The 16736-nt window shown below is 64.7% G+C and carries 21 protein-coding genes; 6 read left to right on the forward strand and 15 right to left on the reverse strand.

Features of this window, described 5'->3' with window-relative positions:
* Window positions 1–92 precede the first annotated feature (92 nt).
* The 7 genes from BSG08_RS03220 to BSG08_RS03250 form a co-directional block, all read right to left on the reverse strand.
* Window positions 93–680: a LysE family translocator gene (locus BSG08_RS03220; RefSeq protein ID WP_093032021.1), complete on the reverse strand. Its 588-nt coding sequence runs from the start codon at window positions 678–680 to the stop codon at window positions 93–95.
* A 124-nt stretch (window positions 681–804) separates the two neighbouring features.
* Complete coding sequence (locus BSG08_RS03225) at window positions 805–1977, reverse strand: type III PLP-dependent enzyme (RefSeq protein ID WP_093033241.1); 1173 nt, start codon at window positions 1975–1977, stop codon at window positions 805–807.
* A 265-nt stretch (window positions 1978–2242) separates the two neighbouring features.
* Window positions 2243–3001 (reverse strand): DUF1013 domain-containing protein, encoded by a 759-nt coding sequence (locus BSG08_RS03230; RefSeq protein WP_093032024.1) that lies wholly within the window; start codon window positions 2999–3001, stop codon window positions 2243–2245.
* Window positions 3002–3213: 212 nt separating this feature from the next.
* A complete protein-coding gene (locus tag BSG08_RS03235) occupies window positions 3214–3762 on the reverse strand; it encodes a hypothetical protein (protein WP_139274529.1) in 549 nt (182 codons plus the stop codon).
* Window positions 3759–4871 (reverse strand): exo-alpha-sialidase, encoded by a 1113-nt coding sequence (locus tag BSG08_RS03240; RefSeq protein ID WP_245770599.1) that lies wholly within the window; start codon window positions 4869–4871, stop codon window positions 3759–3761. Before BSG08_RS03240 ends, BSG08_RS03235 begins: the two co-directional genes overlap by 4 nt.
* Window positions 4872–4881: 10 nt before the next feature.
* Complete coding sequence (locus BSG08_RS03245) at window positions 4882–5865, reverse strand: NAD(P)H-quinone oxidoreductase (RefSeq protein WP_093032033.1); 984 nt, start codon at window positions 5863–5865, stop codon at window positions 4882–4884.
* Window positions 5866–5878: 13 nt separating this feature from the next.
* Window positions 5879–6571, reverse strand: coding sequence for a COQ9 family protein (locus tag BSG08_RS03250; RefSeq protein WP_093032036.1), 693 nt, complete (start codon window positions 6569–6571; stop codon window positions 5879–5881).
* 107 nt (window positions 6572–6678) lie between these two features.
* Here BSG08_RS03250 and rpsU point away from each other — a divergent pair, with 107 nt between their 5' ends.
* Together rpsU and BSG08_RS03260 are read left to right on the forward strand one after the other, a co-directional pair.
* Entirely contained in the window at window positions 6679–6885 is a 207-nt protein-coding gene (gene rpsU / locus BSG08_RS03255) for a 30S ribosomal protein S21 (RefSeq protein ID WP_008207378.1), read from the forward strand.
* 154 nt (window positions 6886–7039) lie between these two features.
* Window positions 7040–7669, forward strand: coding sequence for a dioxygenase family protein (locus BSG08_RS03260; RefSeq protein WP_093032039.1), 630 nt, complete (start codon window positions 7040–7042; stop codon window positions 7667–7669).
* Between the two features lie 402 nt (window positions 7670–8071).
* On the opposite strand, the gene BSG08_RS03265 is transcribed toward BSG08_RS03260, so the two are convergent.
* Genes BSG08_RS03265 through BSG08_RS03275 form a run of 3 tightly spaced genes read right to left on the reverse strand, consistent with a single transcriptional unit; the run spans window position 8072 to window position 9273 of the window.
* A complete protein-coding gene (locus BSG08_RS03265) occupies window positions 8072–8278 on the reverse strand; it encodes a tautomerase family protein (RefSeq protein ID WP_093032042.1) in 207 nt (68 codons plus the stop codon).
* Between the two features lie 3 nt (window positions 8279–8281).
* Entirely contained in the window at window positions 8282–8662 is a 381-nt protein-coding gene (locus BSG08_RS03270) for a nuclear transport factor 2 family protein (protein WP_093032045.1), read from the reverse strand.
* Window positions 8659–9273 (reverse strand): glutathione binding-like protein, encoded by a 615-nt coding sequence (locus tag BSG08_RS03275; RefSeq protein WP_093032047.1) that lies wholly within the window; start codon window positions 9271–9273, stop codon window positions 8659–8661. The genes BSG08_RS03270 and BSG08_RS03275 overlap by 4 nt, the downstream gene beginning before the upstream one ends.
* Before the next feature lie 116 nt (window positions 9274–9389).
* On the opposite strand from BSG08_RS03275, the gene BSG08_RS03280 reads away from it, so the two are divergent.
* A complete protein-coding gene (locus BSG08_RS03280) occupies window positions 9390–9773 on the forward strand; it encodes a winged helix-turn-helix transcriptional regulator (RefSeq protein ID WP_093032050.1) in 384 nt (127 codons plus the stop codon).
* A 1-nt stretch (window position 9774) separates the two neighbouring features.
* Here the strand turns inward: BSG08_RS03280 and BSG08_RS03285 are convergent, their stop codons facing one another.
* The 5 genes from BSG08_RS03285 to BSG08_RS03305 form a co-directional block, all read right to left on the reverse strand.
* Entirely contained in the window at window positions 9775–9963 is a 189-nt protein-coding gene (locus BSG08_RS03285; RefSeq protein ID WP_093032053.1) for a hypothetical protein, read from the reverse strand.
* Between the two features lie 103 nt (window positions 9964–10066).
* Complete coding sequence (locus tag BSG08_RS03290; protein ID WP_093032056.1) at window positions 10067–10783, reverse strand: gamma-glutamyl-gamma-aminobutyrate hydrolase family protein; 717 nt, start codon at window positions 10781–10783, stop codon at window positions 10067–10069.
* Window positions 10783–11733 carry an amidoligase family protein gene (locus BSG08_RS03295; protein ID WP_093032058.1) on the reverse strand — a complete coding sequence of 317 codons (951 nt, stop codon included), beginning with the start codon at window positions 11731–11733 and terminating at the stop codon, window positions 10783–10785. The genes BSG08_RS03290 and BSG08_RS03295 overlap by 1 nt, the downstream gene beginning before the upstream one ends.
* Window positions 11734–11737: 4 nt before the next feature.
* Entirely contained in the window at window positions 11738–12919 is a 1182-nt protein-coding gene (gene rlmN / locus BSG08_RS03300; RefSeq protein WP_093032061.1) for a dual-specificity RNA methyltransferase RlmN, read from the reverse strand.
* Window positions 12920–12985: 66 nt separating this feature from the next.
* Window positions 12986–13573: a DNA-3-methyladenine glycosylase I gene (locus BSG08_RS03305; protein WP_093032064.1), complete on the reverse strand. Its 588-nt coding sequence runs from the start codon at window positions 13571–13573 to the stop codon at window positions 12986–12988.
* Between the two features lie 111 nt (window positions 13574–13684).
* On the opposite strand from BSG08_RS03305, the gene BSG08_RS03310 reads away from it, so the two are divergent.
* The 3 genes from BSG08_RS03310 (at window position 13685) to phbB (ending at window position 16733) form a co-directional block, all read left to right on the forward strand.
* Window positions 13685–14521: an EAL domain-containing protein gene (locus BSG08_RS03310; RefSeq protein ID WP_093032067.1), complete on the forward strand. Its 837-nt coding sequence runs from the start codon at window positions 13685–13687 to the stop codon at window positions 14519–14521.
* A gap of 138 nt (window positions 14522–14659) precedes the next feature.
* Window positions 14660–15835, forward strand: coding sequence for an acetyl-CoA C-acetyltransferase (locus BSG08_RS03315; RefSeq protein ID WP_093032070.1), 1176 nt, complete (start codon window positions 14660–14662; stop codon window positions 15833–15835).
* A gap of 175 nt (window positions 15836–16010) precedes the next feature.
* Window positions 16011–16733, forward strand: a complete 723-nt coding sequence (gene phbB, locus BSG08_RS03320) for an acetoacetyl-CoA reductase (RefSeq protein ID WP_093032073.1) — start codon at window positions 16011–16013, stop codon at window positions 16731–16733.
* The last annotated feature ends 3 nt before the right edge of the window (window positions 16734–16736 follow it).

Genomic DNA, 16736 nt, shown 5'->3' on the forward strand with positions numbered 1-16736 from the left:
CGCTCGGCGACATCTGCGAGCTATTCGACCCGCTCGAATGCTGGAACTTCCTTAAAGCTGCAGGATATGCCTCAGATTAAATGCAAACCGCTTTAGATCACCGCCATCCAGATCGCCACCGCCCCCAGCATCGCCGCCAGCCCGCGCCCCATCCACCGCGCCTGCGCCGGGCTGGACCAGAGCCGCGCCAGTTGGGCGCCCAATGCCGCCCAGAGAACAAAGGCCAGCATGTTGTTGAGCGTGAACACCGTCGCCACGCCAATCACGCCCAGCCCCGGCGCCTCGGCAAACTGCGTGAACATCAGCGCGATGATGACATAGGCCTTGGGGTTGAACAGCAGCAGCACGGCACCGCCGCCGAACCCCATCAACGGCGTCGTTTCCGTCCCGGACCGGATCGCGCCCGCACGCCACAGGCCCGCCGCCAGCCACAGCACATAGGCGGCCCCGATCAGCTGCATCGCCCGCGCGATCCCCGGCAGCGCCGTCAGCGCCGCGCTGAACCCCAGCCCGATCGCCAGCGTCACCGCCCATGTCGCCAGATGATAGCCCGCACTCGCAGGCCATGTCGCGGCCAGCCCCGCCCGCGCGCCCATCGCGGCAAAGATCATGTTTCCCGGCCCCGGACTATAGGCAAGCGGCATCAGAAAGATCAGCAGGGCAATCGTTGTCTCGGTCATGGCGCGGGGCTTTCCTTTTTGCGCCAGTCTTGCCCGCATCCCGCCCGCCCGCGACCCGCTTCATGCGCAAACGCGCAGGGCCCGGAGTGTTTTCCGGGCCCTGCGTCAATCCACCCGCGCGATGTCAGATCACCACGACATCGAGCGGCGGAAAGCCGTTGAAACCTACCGAGGAATAGCTCGACGTATAGGCCCCGCAGTTGCGGATGATGATCCGGTCGCCCGCCTGCAACCCGACGGGCAGCGCCACCGGGCGCTTTTCGTAGAGGACATCTGCGCTGTCGCACGACGGACCCGCCAGAATGCAGGGGCCGGTGCCTTCATGCGCGCGCTCGGTCAGGAACTGATAGCGGATCGCCTCGCCCTCCGTCTCGGCCAGCCCGGAGAACCGCCCGATGTCGAGATAGACCCAGCGGCACAGATCCTCATCGGATTTGCGGCTGACCAGCAGCACCTCGGCAGCGATCATGCCCGCCTCGGCAACCATGCCACGGCCCGGCTCGGCCATGATCCGCAAGGCGCCCGGAAAGCGCGGCTCGACCATCGCCATGACCTGCGCGGCATAGACCTGCGGCGCCTCGATCTCTTCGCCGTAAAAGGCGGGAAACCCGCCACCTATATTGATGAGCGTCAGCGCATGACCCGCAGCGCACGCGCCCGCCCAGACAGCGGACACCTGATCCAGCGTCTCGCGCCACATTTCGGCGCGGCGCGTCTGGCTGCCGACGTGGAACGACAGGCCCACGGGATCGAGACCCAGCGCCACGGCGTGATCCATCAGCCCCACCGCACGCTCCGGCGCGCAGCCGAATTTGCGGCTCAGCGGCCAGTCGGCCCCGGTCGCCCCCACCAGAAGGCGAATATAGACCTGAGCGCCCGGCGCATGCAGCGCGATCTTTTCCAGTTCCATCTCGCTGTCGGCGGCAAAGAGCGTGATCCCCGCCTGATGCGCAAAGGCGATGTCGCTGGCGCGCTTCACGGTATTGCCGAACGAGATATGCTCGGGATGCGCGCCAAGGCTGAGACACAGCTCGATTTCCCCGCGCGATGCGGCGTCGAACCGGCTGCCTTCGGCCACCAGAACCTCGATGATCTCGCGCGCCGGATTGGCCTTGACCGCGTAATGGATATCGGCCCGGCCAAGGCCGGATTTCAGCGCGCGATACTGCCGCGCCACGGTGTCGCGGTGCAACACCAGCGTCGGTCGATCAAAATCGCGGCTGCGGATGAAATCGACGATGGGCGAAGGTGCGAAAACGGCATCACCGCCCGCAAGGGGGTTCACGTAGGCGTTCATGGTCATCTCCGATCAGACCCGGGCTTTCACCCGACCAGTTCATAACAGGAGACGTTACCGTCGCTACGTAAACACTAGGCATTTGACTGCCGGCCAGAGGCGCGTGCGTTGGCGTCTATGATCGCGCATTTAAAACCGCACCCGGCACCGCGCAACAATTTTTTCATGTCGCGCGGAAATATTTTGCGCCCGCGTCACACCGGCCACGAAATAGGCCCGGAAATCGCTTCCGGGCCCTTGTTCCATGGCCACCGCGTGGCGGTGCTCAGCGGCTGGCGTCGTCGTCGTCATCCTCGTCGTCATCGGCATCCGGCAGGTTGAAGAAACTGTCGGCGTCGTATTCCTTCTCACGCTCCTGCGGGTGGTAATCCTGCCCCAGAGTGAAACTCTGCAGCCCCTCGATCGCGGTGGGAATGCGCGGCTCCGCCCCAGCGCCCAGACTCTGCTCGGTGCTGAGCAGCTTGCGCCGCTCGTCATCGCTCAGCGCCGCACCTTCCTTGGCCTTCTTGACCGCCGCGACCTGCACGGCGGCATCCAGTTCGGACTGCTTGCACAGGCCCAACGCGACCGGGTCGATGGGCTGCATGCTGGAAATGTTCCAATGCGTGCGCTCGCGAATCGACTGGATGGTGGGCTTGGTCGTTCCGACCAGCCTGGCGATCTGGCTGTCGGCCAGTTCAGGATGGAATTTCACCAGCCACAGGATCGCATTGGGCCGGTCCTGACGCTTGCTGAGCGGGGTGTAGCGCGGCCCGCGCCGCTTTTCCTCGCCCTGGGCCGCGGCATAATGCTTGAGCTGCAGCTTGTGCAGCGGATCGGCCTGTGCCTTCTCGATCTCTTCCGCGCTCAGCTGGTTGTTGGCGATCGGGTCGAATCCCTTGACGCCGGCGGCCACATCGCCATCGGCAATACCCTGCACCTCCAGCTCATGCATGCCGCAGAAATCGGCGATCTGCTTGAAACTCAGTGTCGTGTTATCCACCAGCCAGACGGCGGTGGCCTTGGCCATGATCGGCTTTGACATCTCTCAGGTCTCCTTTACCCAAAACTTCCCCGTCGCCTGAAAGGGCGGTTCCGGGCGGGCCGGAACGGGTTTCCATTGTCGGGGAACTTGGGTGTCATATAATCGCCTGCACGGCAAAATGAAAGTGCAAAGAATGCAGGCCCGCTCTCGGGTTCACGCACAGCCCTTGTTTCTTCTTGGCAAAAATACCCGAATCCCGCCCGCGCCGCGCGTCACAGCGCCCGCAGCACCAGCACCACGATCACCACCGGCACCAGAACCGCGTGCAACACGTGATCGAACCAGTTGCTGCTGCCCCAGCCCATGACCCAGAGCGCCTGACCCAGCACCGCCACCAGCGGCAGAAACAGACTGCCCGACCAGAACCCGTAGGCGCAGACTGCCAGCACCATCGCCGCCACCGGCACAGGCGCATAGCCCAGCCGGTAGAGATCGGCCGGCACCACCCCCATCGCCGAGGCGAGAAATACCAGATAGGCTAGCAGAAACAGCACCAGTTCCGCCGTGCCAAAGGGCAGCACCGGCACGCCCCACCCCGCCGCCAAATGCCGCAGCGCCAGCGCGGGCAGCATGACACCCAGGGGCGAGAGCAGCGCCATCGCCCCCGCTACCGGCAGCCAGCCGCGCGCGAGAAGCACCAGCCCCACCATCCCAAGCGCCACCGCGGTCGCCACCGGCGGCGCGGTCACGGACCCGCCCAGCGCAAACCCCGCCCAGCCCAGCACGATCGCCAGCGCCAGCCAGTCCAGAACCCCGGTCATCGCGCCGCCACCCATGCCGCGGTGAACAGATGCGCCACGATCCCCCGCTTGTTGCCGGTGGAATAGACCAGCACGATATCCTCGCCCGCGCGCCGCAGCATCGGATAGCGCAGCGCGCCCTCGCCCTCGCCCTCGAAGCGATGCACCGCGCGCCATGTCGCACCCTCATCCGCGCTGACCGACAGGATCAGCGCCGCCGGGGCCTCGGGATCGTCATTGCCCGCCATCAGAAGCTGCCCGTCGCCCAGGTTGAGAACCGCCACCGACGCGCTCGGGTTGGCGATGGCACTGCGCTCCGCCTCGGACCAGCTCTGGCCGCCATCTGTTGTCCGGCTGATCCACAAGACATTGCTGCGGTCGAAATCGCGCAGGAAGGCCACCGCGCGCCGCACGTCGAGCGGCACGATCATCGGCTGAATGACCTTGGCGCCGCGCGCGCCGATGCGCCGCTGATCGCGCACCCTGCCCGCCGCATCGAACCGCACCAGCGCGCCATAGGTCGGCCCCATCTCGAAATAGGCGGGCAGGGCGTGGCTGCCATCCGCATAGGCCAGCATCGGCGATTTCACCAGAAAGGAACGGTTGAGCAGCGGCGAGAGGTTGAGCTTGCGCGCGCTGACCGGACCCTGCGCGCCCATCTCGACATCCGCGACCGCCGCCATCGCCCAGCCGCCCAGCGAAACCGGCGTGGTGAACAGATGCCCCGGCGCGGCCTCGTTCTCGATGGTATTGCCCAGCGTCACCACCAGTTGCCCCGGCGCGAACGCTTCTGACAGCGCGTCGCGCGTCAGAATCCTGCCAGGCTGCGATACCTGCCAGCCCTCGTCCCGCCACCGCATCCGGGCGCCGTGAATATCCACGTCCGGCTGCGCCTCGGCCGATCCCTGAAACCAGATCACGTCAAACCCGCCGTCCCGCGTGACAATGGCTGGCGAATGCGCCTGTCCCTCGGTCACGCGATGATCCAGCAATGTCTCAAAGCGTGGCACGCCGTCCGCCGCCAGCGGCGCGGGCATCGCGAATCGCCAGTCCGGCGGCACGTCGCGCCGGATCGCCACCACGCTCAGACCAAGGCTGAGCGCCGCCAATGCGAGGATCGCCAGAGACACCGCGCCCAAATCAGCCCACCTTCAGAACGATCTTGCCGATATGTCCGCTCGATTCCAGCCGCGCATGGGCGGCGGCGGCCTCGGTCAGGGGAAATTCGGAATCCATCACCGGCGCGATCCGGCCCGCGTCGAGCAACGGCCAGACATGCGCGCGCAGGGCGTCCGCAATCCGCGCCTTGGCCAGATCGCTCTGCGGGCGTAGGGTGCTGCCGGTGATCGTCAGCCGCCGCACCATCACCTGCGCGAAATTCAGCTCGACCTTGGGCCCTTGCAGGAACGCGATCTGCACCAGCCGCCCGTCGTCCGCCAGCGCCCTGACGTTGCGCGGCAGGTAATCGCCGCCAACCATGTCGAGAATCAGATCGGCGCCGCCTTCGGCAAGGATCGCCTCGACGAAATCCGCCTCACGGTAATTGATGGCGCGCTCAGCCCCCAGCCGCTCGCAAACCCTGCATTTCGCGTCCGACCCGGCGGTGGCAAAGACCCGCGCGCCAAAGACATGCGCCAGTTGAATGGCCGTGGTGCCGATGCCGCTCGATCCGCCATGCACCAGAAACCGCTCGCCGGCCTTCAGCGCGCCGCGCTGAAACACGTTCGACCAGACGGTAAAGAAGGTCTCGGGCAGGCAGGCCGCCTCTTTCAGCCCCATGCCAGCGGGCACGGGCAGGCAGTGCGCGGCAGGGGTGGCCACGTATTCCGCGTAACCGCCACCGGGCAGCAGGGCGCAGACCCGGTCGCCCACCTGCCATTCGCTGACTCCCGCCCCGCAGGCCACGATCTCGCCCGCGCCCTCCAGCCCCGGCAGATCCGAGGCGGTCGGCGGCGGCGCATAGAGTCCGGCCCGCTGCAGCGCGTCAGGCCGGTTCACCCCGGCCCAGGCCAGCCGGATCACCACCTCGCCCGTGCGCGGCGCGGGCACGGGCCGCGTCGCGGGTTGCAACACCTCGGGGCCACCGGCCTTTGTGATCTCGACCGCCCGCATCGTTTCGTTCATATCGTTTCCTACCCTATTTCGGCCCGTTCCAGCGCCCCGGCATGCCTGTGTGCTGCGCGCCCTGCGGCGCGCGGATACGGCTCAGCACGCCGCTGAACGGCCCCGCCATCAACCCCGCCAGCATCCGGTTGTCGCGCGCCTGCGCCTTGAGCTTTTCGATCTGCATCACATCCTCGATCCGGCGATCCAGAAAGGCCCATGTGCGCGCATGGCCCTCACTGCCGTCGCCCAGCCAGTAAAGCACGGTCGCGCCGTAAACCGCCGACAGCGTCGCGCGCTTGGTGTACCAGTTCACATCGTCCGATGTATCCCCCAATGCGGTCCAGATACAATCACATGTGCGCCAGACCGCCCGCGCCCCGTCGGCGGCATAGGGCGGCAGCGAAAACAACGTCATCCCGCGCCGCACCAGTTCGCGATCCTCGACCGCCTCCAGCCGCGCGCGCACGGCAAAGGCCACCCGGTCGCGAAAGCGCAGGGCGCCCAGATCGGTCTCCTGCAACCGCGCAAGCATCGTCCGATCACCCTCTTCGTGATAGGCCAGCGCCAGATCGACAGCCCCCCGCGGACAGACCGCCGCCACCAGCCCGGGCGCTATACCGGCGTCGTCCGCGGCGGCGCGCAACGTCGCCTCGCTCCAGCCGTCGAACGGCACATGCGGCTTGGCCGCCGCCAGCAAACGGGTCATCAGATCGGGATCGGACATCGGCATTTCCTCTCTGCCGCGCAGCCTAGACAAATCCGGGGCGCTTTGCTATACGGCCACTTCCTGCAATCTCTTGCAACTTTAACTTAGGAAGGTGGTGACACCACATGCAGGTTAGTGTTCGCGACAACAATGTCGATCAGGCGCTCCGCGCCCTGAAGAAAAAACTGCAGCGCGAAGGCGTTTTTCGTGAAATGAAGCTCAAGCAGCATTTCGAAAAACCCTCCGAGAAGAAAGCGCGCGAGAAGGCCGAGGCGATTCGCCGTGCCCGGAAACTGGCACGCAAGAAAGCGCAGCGCGAAGGCATGCTCTGAGAGCGCTCCGCGCAGTTTTTTGCGGCACGATTGACGACCCCCGGGCGGATGCTTCGGGGGTTTGTCGTTTTCGGGCCATGGCTCACGAAAGTTTGCAATGCCATGCCGGGCCGGGATGCTACCCTCGGGGCGTGGCAAGAGGAGGCTCGGACCAATGGCGAACGATCCGCAGCAGACACCCCGCCGCCGGTTTCTGGGTTACCTTTCCGGCCTTGTCGGCATCGGCCTGATGGCGCGGCCCGCCCATGCCGTGACCCCGACACCGCCGCAGACCGAAGGCCCGTTCTACCCCACCCGCCCGATGCGGTTCGACGATGTGGACAATGATCTCGTCCGGGTCGCCGGGGCGGTCCGCGAGGCCGGCGGACAGATCCTCCGGCTGACCGGCCGGGTGCTTGACCGGAACGGCAAACCCGTGCCGGGGGCAAGGGTCGAAATCTGGCAATGCGACGTGAACGGCCGCTACATGCATACGGCCGACCGGGGCGGTCGCCCGCGCGACATGGCCTTCCAGGGCTTTGGGCATGACATCACCGACGACGAGGGGCGCTATCGCTTTCGCACGATTGCCCCGGTGCCCTATCCGGGCCGGACGCCGCATGTTCACGTCAAGATCCTGACGAACCGCCGGGAACTTACAACCCAGCTCTATATCGCGGGCGACCCACGAAACCTCAGGGACGGTATTTTCCGGCGGCTGTCCGCAGCGGAACGGCAGGCCGTGGAAATGCGGTTCAGGGAGACTGATGAGGGCCTGCGCACGGAAGTCGATCTTGTGATCTGACGCCACGCCGACACGCACGATGCCCGAGGCAGAACCGTCAGGGCCCGCACCATGCGGGCCCCCGGACTGCTGACAAAGGCCGGGGCGGGATACACTGACCGATCCCGAACCCCGGATGGGGCTAGACAGGACTCGGGTGGCGCACGCCTGATGCGCTGCCGGGAACGGTCGGGGGGTGTGACCTCTCCCGGATGACATGTCATATATGACATGTCATGGCGGGCAGGTGCCAAAGATCGGGGCCAAAAGGTCAGGGCCGGGGGCACCGAACGCTCCAGGTCCGGGAGCGCGCAGGCAGGATCAGCGCTGCTGACGTCTGACGCGCCGGTCCCCTGTCGGAAACAGCGGCGGGTTTGTCACCAATCTCAGGGCCCGCACCATGCGGGCCCCGACCTTGTTGCGCTAGCCTTTCAGAGACTTTCGATAGTCCGCGACCGGCAGGCCGCCGACACCCCAGTTCTCCATCTCGACCTCTTCGATCACGACAAAGGTGGTGGCCGGGTTCTTGCCCAGCACCTCGACCAGCATGTCGGTGGACCGTTTGATCAGTTCGGCCTTCTGCGCGGGTGTCACGCCTTCGCGGGTGACCTGGATATTGACATACGGCATGTCTCAGCCCTCGCTCTTCGGTTTGATGTGAAAGATCTTGGCGGCGATCTGCCAGCGCCCGTTTTCCCGCACCAGCGTCAGGAAATCGAGGAAATCGCGCTCGCCGATCGAACAGCGGACCTTGGCGAGGGCGGTATTGTCCCCGGCAAACTCGATACTGTCGATCACATCCCGGCGCGGCTCGCCCCGGGACTGTGGCGACACGCGCTTGGCGATGACGGGAAAGTATTCCTCCATCGACCGGAACAGCGCCGGGGCCTCATCCGCCGTGGCATAGAGCGCACGCGGATGAAACACCGCCTCGAAAAGAGCGAGATCACAGGTGTAGAGCGCATCAAAATAAGTGTGCAGAACCTCGCGCACTTCTGCGAACTTGTCGCTCATGCCGCCAGACCCTCTTCTTGCAGCGTCTGCACAACGGCCTTGCGCGCCGCGATCCGGTCCATGAAAGCCACCAGAACCGGCCGGTCAGCCAGCGACACCCCGATAAAGTTCGTCCAGTTCAGGATCACGAAAGCATAGATATCCACCACCGACAGACGATCCCCGAAAATATAGGGGCCGGTTTCCGACAGCATCGCCTCGAACTGGCCGATCCTGCGATCGAGATGCGCTGTCGCGGCTGTCTTTTGCTCGTCCGACATCTCGCGCCCCGAAAAGAACGGGCTGAATGCCCGGTGCAGCTCGGAAGACAGAAAGCTGAGAACCTCCTGCAACCGCACGCGCTCCATCGTGCCGACAGCGGGCACCAGCGCATGTTCGGGGAACTGATCGCCAAGATATTGCAGCACGGCGGCGTTTTCGGTGATCACATCGCCGCTTGCCAGACGCAGCGCGGGCACATAACCGCGCGGATTGACCTTGGAATAATCATGGCCGGATTCGGTCAGACCCTTTTCGGTATCGACGCTCTCGCGGGTGTGCTCTGCGCCAACTTCGTTCAGGATGATATGAGCGGCCATCGAGCAGGCCCCGGGTTTGTAATAGAGATGCATTTACAGACTCCTTTGATTGGGTGCCCGGTATCTGTGTGAAATGATTTCCTTTGACAATGTAGTATCCGAAAGATACCTGATTTTCAGATTTCCCGGAAGAAACCAGGTAACCCGAGATGCCTCTGAAAATGCGCCGCAACGACAGCCCGAAACCGCCGGAGCCCTGCATGCTGACCGAATGCATGGCGGTGATCGCCGGGGCATGGGCCGCGAATGTCATCTGGTCCCTGCGCGCCGGTCCGCGCCGGTTCAGCGAATTGCGCGTCGATATTCCGCCGATCACCGCCAAGGTGCTCTCGACCCGCCTCAGCGAGTTGGAGGCGCGCGGCGTGATCCTGCGCCGGGTCATGCCCACCTCGCCGCCCTCGGTCGAATATCAGCTCACCCCGCTCGGGTCCGAACTGATCCCGGCGCTTGAGGCGATCGTCGATGTCGGCCACCGGCTCAAGACTGTCCGCGCCGCTCAGCATCACGAAGATCCGGTCGGGGCCGAAGCCTGAGTCAGCCCAGCCGACAGATCGGCGCGCCCTGCGACAGCGAGGTGACGAACCGTCCCTCCGCCGTGTCGCGGATCCCATAGCCATAGCCACGCAGCCGGTGCAGCCATTCGCGCTCTGAAACCGCCAGCACGCGCTCGCGCAGAACGAAATCGCGAATCGCGGTCGTGTTCTCTGTGTGGTGCAGGTTCATCGTTTCCAACCCTGTTACAGTTAACCATTCAATCACGGTTAGTTGAACGATATGGCGTCAATCGTGCCGGATTGTGGCGGTATCGGGGAATTCTGCGAAGACCTCAGCGTAGTGCGTCGATGCCCGGCAATTGCGCGACATGCTCGCGCCGAGCCTTTGCGGCGGCGATCAGCGCCCGGAATATCCCCATCTGCCGACGCGCATAGAACAGGTGTTCGGGGTGCCATTGCACGCCCAGGGCAAACGGCTCCTCGACCCGCTCGATGGCCTGCACCATGCCGCCGGTGTCATGCGCCGCCGCGCGCAGCCCGGCGCCCAGCCGGTCCACCGCCTGCGTGTGCAGCGCGTTCACCTTCATCGGCCCCGCACCGGCCAGCCCGGCCAGCCGCGTGCCCGGCTCGATACAGACCGTCTTGCGCGGCAGCACGGTGCGCATGTGGTTGCTGGCCGCATAGGTGGCATAGGCGTCCTGATGCAGCGTCCCGCCAAGCGCGATGTTCAGCATCTGGCTGCCCCGGCAGATGCCCAGCACCGGCTTGGACCGCTCGAACGCCGCCAGCACCAGCCCGCGTTCCAGCGCATCACGGCCAGGATCGAGCCGCGCCGAGGTGACGATCCGCCCGCCATAGAGATCGGGCGAGATATCGTCGCCGCCGCCGATGATGATTCCGTCAACGCTGTCGATATCGGCCTCGCGCCCCGCCTGCCAACGCAGCGCCCGCCCGCCCGCCATCCAGACATTGAACGCCACCAGCGGAAATATCCGCCAGCCCGACCGCCGCGAGACGGTAACCCCGATGAGCGGTCTTGGGGACTGCATCAGATCCCCATCCCCGCGCTTCGCAGGATACGGCCACAGCGCGATGCCCAGCCCTGCCGCGACAGCGTGACCAGCCCGTGATCGTCCTCCCACGCCTGCGCCAGCCGGGTCAGAAGAGTCTTGTCTCCAGCCACCCGCTCCACCACCAGCCAGCGCCGCCACTCGTCGGCGATGGACCAGCCGTCCTCGTCGATGCGGCAATCGGGCAGTCGGAAATGAAAGGTGGGCCGCGCCGAGGTCTTGTCGGAAATCGCCGCCGCGATGCGTCCGGGCCGGAAATGCGCAAAGACCGGCAGCATGTCCAGCCCCCGGTTGCGGCTTGGCGTATGCTCCAGATAGAGGTCAATCACCCGGTCGAGGCTGACCCCCTGCCCCACCCGAATCAGCGCGCGCACGAATTCGGTGGGATAGGGATCGGTGAACGGCAGAAGGCGGCGCGCCTCGTCGATTGGATGGGCGCTGCGCAACCAGTCCTCGATCAGCGCATAGGCCAGCAGCGGACGCAGGATATCGGCGTCCCCGTCGCTCGCGATCTCTATGTTCAGATGCAGGCCAAAGCCAAAGAACCAGCCCGCCCCGCTGCCCAGCGCGCCCGCATCGCGCAGGGCGGCGCGCAGACCGTCGAGCCGCGCAAGCCCGGCCATGTCCAAAGGCTCGGTCACGATCTCGACCGGGATCACCTCGCGCCCCAGATCGAGCGCCAGATCGCGCAGCTTGGTCTTTTGCGCGTTGCGCAGGAAGATGTCGAGATAGACTTCGAGCTTGCCGATCCGGCTGCCTTCGACGCTCCAGACATGGCTGTCCACCTGTTCCGCCCGCCCGCCCAGCACGTCGACGCACTGACGCGCGACCTCGGCCTCGGACAAGCCGCCCAGTTCGATCTCGACCCCCACACGGCGCGGTTCGCCAGCGGCGTTGAACGGCTGCGGCAGGGATACGAATTCCGTCATCGGCTCAGCCAAGCCTTGTCTCGGCCTCGATCTCGGCACGTGACTTGCGGGCGCGTTCGGTGGCGGATTTCAGCTGTCCGCAGGCCGCCATGATATCCTCGCCGCGCGGGGTGCGGATCGGGCTGGCGTAACCGGCCTTGTAGATGATGTCGGCAAAGCGCTCGATCCGGTCCCAGTCGCTGCGCTGATGCGGCGCGCCGGGCCATTCGTTGAACGGGATAAGGTTGATCTTGGCCGGAATACCCCGGATCAGCTGCACCAGACGACGGGCATCGGCATCGCTGTCATTCACATCCTTGAGCATCACGTATTCAAAGGTGATCCGCTCGGAATTCGACAGGCGCGGATAATCGCGCAGCGCGCCCAGCAGCGTCTCGATGTTCCAGCGCTTGTTGATCGGCACCAGCTTGTCGCGCACCTCGTCGGTGGTGGCATGAAACGACACCGCCAGCAGACAGCCGATTTCCTCTGCCGTCCGCGCGATCTCGGGCACCACGCCAGAAGTGCTGAGCGTGATCCGCCGACGGCTCAGCGAAATCCCCTCGCCATCCATCGCGATCTTCATCGCATCCCGCACGTTCTCGAAATTGTAAAGCGGCTCGCCCATCCCCATCAGCACGATATTGCTGATCAGGCGCGGGCGCTCGCCCGCCGCCTCGCCCGGTTTGGGCCACTCGTTCAGATCGTCGCGCGCCAGCATCACCTGACCGATGATCTCGCCCGCCGTCAGGTTGCGCACCAGTTTCTGCGTCCCGGTATGGCAGAACGAACAGGTCAGCGTGCAGCCGACCTGAGAGGAAATGCACAGCGTGCCGCGATCCGTCTCGGGGATATAGACCACCTCGACCTCATGCCCGCCCGCGATACGCACCAGATACTTGCGCGTACCGTCGGCGCTGACCTGCTTGCTCACCACCTCGGGGATCTCGATCACGAATTTATCAGCCAGTTCCGCGCGATAGGATTTCGCCAGATTGGTCATGGCGTGGAAATCGCGCACGCCCCATTGGTAGATCCATTGCCAGATCTGGTTCACGCGCATCTTTGCCTGCTTTTCCGGCGTGCCGTGCGCGATCAGCACCTCGCGCAGCCGCTCGCGCGTCAGCCCGACAAGGTTCACGGGCCCCTCGGGCAGCTTGCGGGGGATGGTCAGCACATCCTGTGTGATCGGGGCGGTGTTGGTCATGGGCCTGTCGCGGTTCGGGTATGGAATGCATCCCCATATAGGATTCGCGCGGCGAATCCAAAACATCTATGCGCCGGGGCGCGCAGCCTGTCCCATTTTCGCAACCTTCGCATGACAGGGGCAGGTCACCAGATGATCGTTGACCATGCCCACCGCCTGCATGAAGGCATAGACGATGGTAGGCCCACAGAACTTGAACCCCCTTTTCTTCAAATCCTTTGAAATTTTTAGGGAAAGATCGGTCTGCGCGGGCACCTCCGCCAGGCTCTTCCAACGGTTCAGGATCGGCCTGCCATCCACGAAATTCCACAGGTAGCGGTCAAAGCCCCCCTCGGCCTCGACCGCCTGCCAGGCACGGGCATTGCCGATGGTGGCCTCGATCTTGCCACGGTGGCGGATGATGCCGGGATCGGCCAGCAGGCGGGTCACGTCATCCGCCCCCCAGCCTGCGATCACATGCGGATCAAACCCTTGGAAAGCCGCGCGAAAACTGTCGCGCTTGCGCAGGATGGTGATCCAGCTCAGCCCGGCCTGAAACCCGTCGAGAACCAGCTTTTCCCACAGCGCGCGGCTGTCATGTTCCGGCACCCCCCATTCGTGATCGTGATAGGCCTCGTAGAGCGGATCCGACCCGACCCAACCGCATCTGTCCATCGACGTTTCCCCCGGCTCCGACCGTTTCCGCAAATATGTTTCAAATCAGCGCTTTAAGCAATGCTTAACGGATTTGACGGAACCTGAAAACTCGCCAGTCTGGAGGTGTGCATGGGGCAGAACCGCAAATGGGCCGATATCCCGGCCGGACAGGACAACCCGCTGTCCTTCGCCGTCTCGGCACGCGACCGGTCGGTGGTCGACATGGTCAGGCAGGCGGTGGAACACAAACAGGTCATGCTCGCCTATCAGGCGGTCGTGCCCGCCGGTCAGCAGGACAGGCCCGCCTTTTACGAGGGGCTGATCCGCGTTCTGGACGAAACCGGGCGGGTGATCCCGGCGCGCGACTTCATCAATATCGTCGAGGTGACCGAAACCGGGCGCATCATCGACTGCCTGGCGCTGGAAAAGGGGCTGAAAACCCTGTCGGACTATCCCGACCTGCGCCTTGCGATCAACATGTCGGCCCGCTCCATCGGCTATGCGCGCTGGCTGCGCATCCTCAAACGCGGCCTCGCGCAGGATCCGACCATCGCCGAACGGCTGATCCTCGAAATCACCGAAAACTCGGCCATGCTGGTGCCCGAAATCGTCACCGGCTTCATGAAGGAATTGCAGCGTCAGGGCATCAGCTTTGCCCTCGATGATTTCGGGGCGGGCTACACGTCCTTCCGGTTTCTCAGGGATTTCTTCTTTGACATCGTCAAGATCGACGGACAGTTCATTCGCGGCGTGGCCACCGACGCCGACAACCAGGTGCTGACCGCCGCACTTCTCGCGATCGGACGCCAGTTCGACATGATCACCGTCGCCGAAAGCGTCGAGAAACCCGAGGATGCCGCCTATCTCGCCGCGCTCGGGATCGACTGCCTGCAGGGCTATTACTTTGGCGCGCCGACCGTGCGGCCGCCCTGGCTCGACAACACGCTGGCGCACGCCAGCGCATGAATGTGACACTCCGCCCGTTGTCGCACCGCGACACATACGATAAGACACGATGGAACGGCGGGGAACATGACGGGATTCGCATGGAACATGCGCACCTCATCCATCCCGCGCCATGAAACACCCTGGTGGAGGATACACATGACCAATGTAGTAATTGCATCCGCGGCGCGCACCGCGGTCGGCTCTTTCGGCGGGGCGTTTTCCAATACGCCCGCGCATGATCTGGGCGCGGCGGTGCTTGAGGCGGTCGTCGCCCGCGCCGGGATCGACAAATCCGAAGTGTCCGAAACCATCCTTGGCCAGGTGCTGACCGCGGCCCAGGGCCAGAACCCCGCCCGTCAGGCGCATGTCAATGCGGGCCTGCCCATCGAATCGGCGGCGTGGAGCATCAACCAGGTCTGCGGCTCGGGCCTGCGCGCCGTGGCGCTCGGCGCCCAGCACATCCAGCTCGGGGATGCCGCCATCGTCTGCGCCGGCGGGCAGGAAAACATGACCCTCGCCCCCCATGCCGCGCATCTACGCGCCGGGCACAAGATGGGCGATATGATGTATATCGACACGATGATCCGCGACGGTCTGTGGGATGCGTTCAACGGCTATCACATGGGCCAGACCGCCGAGAACGTGGCCGAGAAATGGCAGATCAGCCGCGAGCAGCAGGACGAATTCGCCGTCGCCAGCCAGAACAAGGCCGAAGCCGCGCAGAAGGCGGGCAAGTTCGACGACGAGGTGATCGCCTTTACCGTCAAGACCCGCAAGGGCGACATCATCGTCGACAAGGACGAATATATCCGCCACGGCGCCACCATCGAGGCGATGCAGAAACTGCGCCCCGCCTTTACCAGGGACGGGTCGGTCACTGCGGCAAACGCCTCTGGCCTGAATGACGGCGCCGCGGGCACGCTCCTGATGAGCGCCGACGAGGCCGAGAAACGCGGCATCGAGCCGCTGGCGCGCATCGCCTCTTATGCCACCGCCGGGCTTGACCCGTCGATCATGGGCGTGGGTCCGATCCATGCCAGCCGCAAGGCGCTGGCAAAGGCGGGCTGGCGCGTCGAGGATCTCGATCTGGTCGAGGCGAACGAGGCCTTTGCCGCGCAGGCCTGCGCGGTCAACAAGGACATGGGCTGGGATCCGGCCATCGTCAACGTGAACGGCGGCGCCATCGCCATCGGTCATCCGATCGGCGCAAGCGGCGCACGGGTGCTCAACACGCTGCTCTTCGAAATGAAACGCCGGGGCGCGAAACGCGGCCTTGCCACGCTCTGCATCGGCGGCGGCATGGGCGTTGCCATGTGCGTCGAGCGCCCCTGAGCGGCGGCGTGATGACCGGGTAGACGATCATCAGGGGTGCCCGCAACGGCACCCCTTTTTCTGACGTCCCTACGACATGTCGGCAGCGCGGAAACCTTCTCACGTAATATTATTGCGCATCATCACACAAAACAGTAACCAAGTTATCAAGACATTAGCCAGATTGGAGGATACCATGGCACGAACTGCACTCGTCACCGGAGGATCACGCGGAATCGGGGCCGCCATTTCCAAGGCGCTCAAGGCCAAGGGATATACCGTCGCCGCCACCTATGCCGGCAATGATGAGGCCGCCGCCAAATTCACCAGGGAAACCGGCATCAAGACCTATAAATGGAACGTGGCCGATTACGACAGTTCCAAGGAGGGTATCGCGCAGGTCGAGGCCGATCTTGGCCCCATCGACATCGTTGTCGCCAATGCCGGCATCACCCGCGACGCACCGTTCCACAAGATGACACCGCAGCAGTGGAAAGAGGTGATCGACACCAACCTCACCGGCGTGTTCAACACCGTTCACCCGGTCTGGCCCGGCATGCGCGAGCGCGGCTTCGGCCGGATCGTCGTGATCTCCTCGATCAACGGGCAAAAGGGGCAATTCGCGCAGGTCAACTATGCCGCCACCAAGGCCGGTGATCTGGGCATCGTCAAATCGCTGGCCCAGGAAGGGGCCGCCAAAGGCATCACCGCCAACGCGGTCTGCCCCGGCTATATCGCCACCGAAATGGTCATGGCCGTGCCGGAAAAGGTGCGCGAATCGATCATCGGCATGATCCCCGCCGGTCGTCTGGGCGAGCCCGAGGAAATCGCGCGCTGCGTGACCTTTCTCGTGTCCGACGACGCCAGCTTTATCAACGGCTCCACGATCTCGGCCAACGGCGCGCAATTCTTTGTCTGACGC

It is taken from the genome of Roseovarius azorensis, assembly GCF_900109455.1.
In the GTDB taxonomy this organism is placed as follows: Bacteria; Pseudomonadota; Alphaproteobacteria; order Rhodobacterales; family Rhodobacteraceae; genus Roseovarius; species Roseovarius azorensis.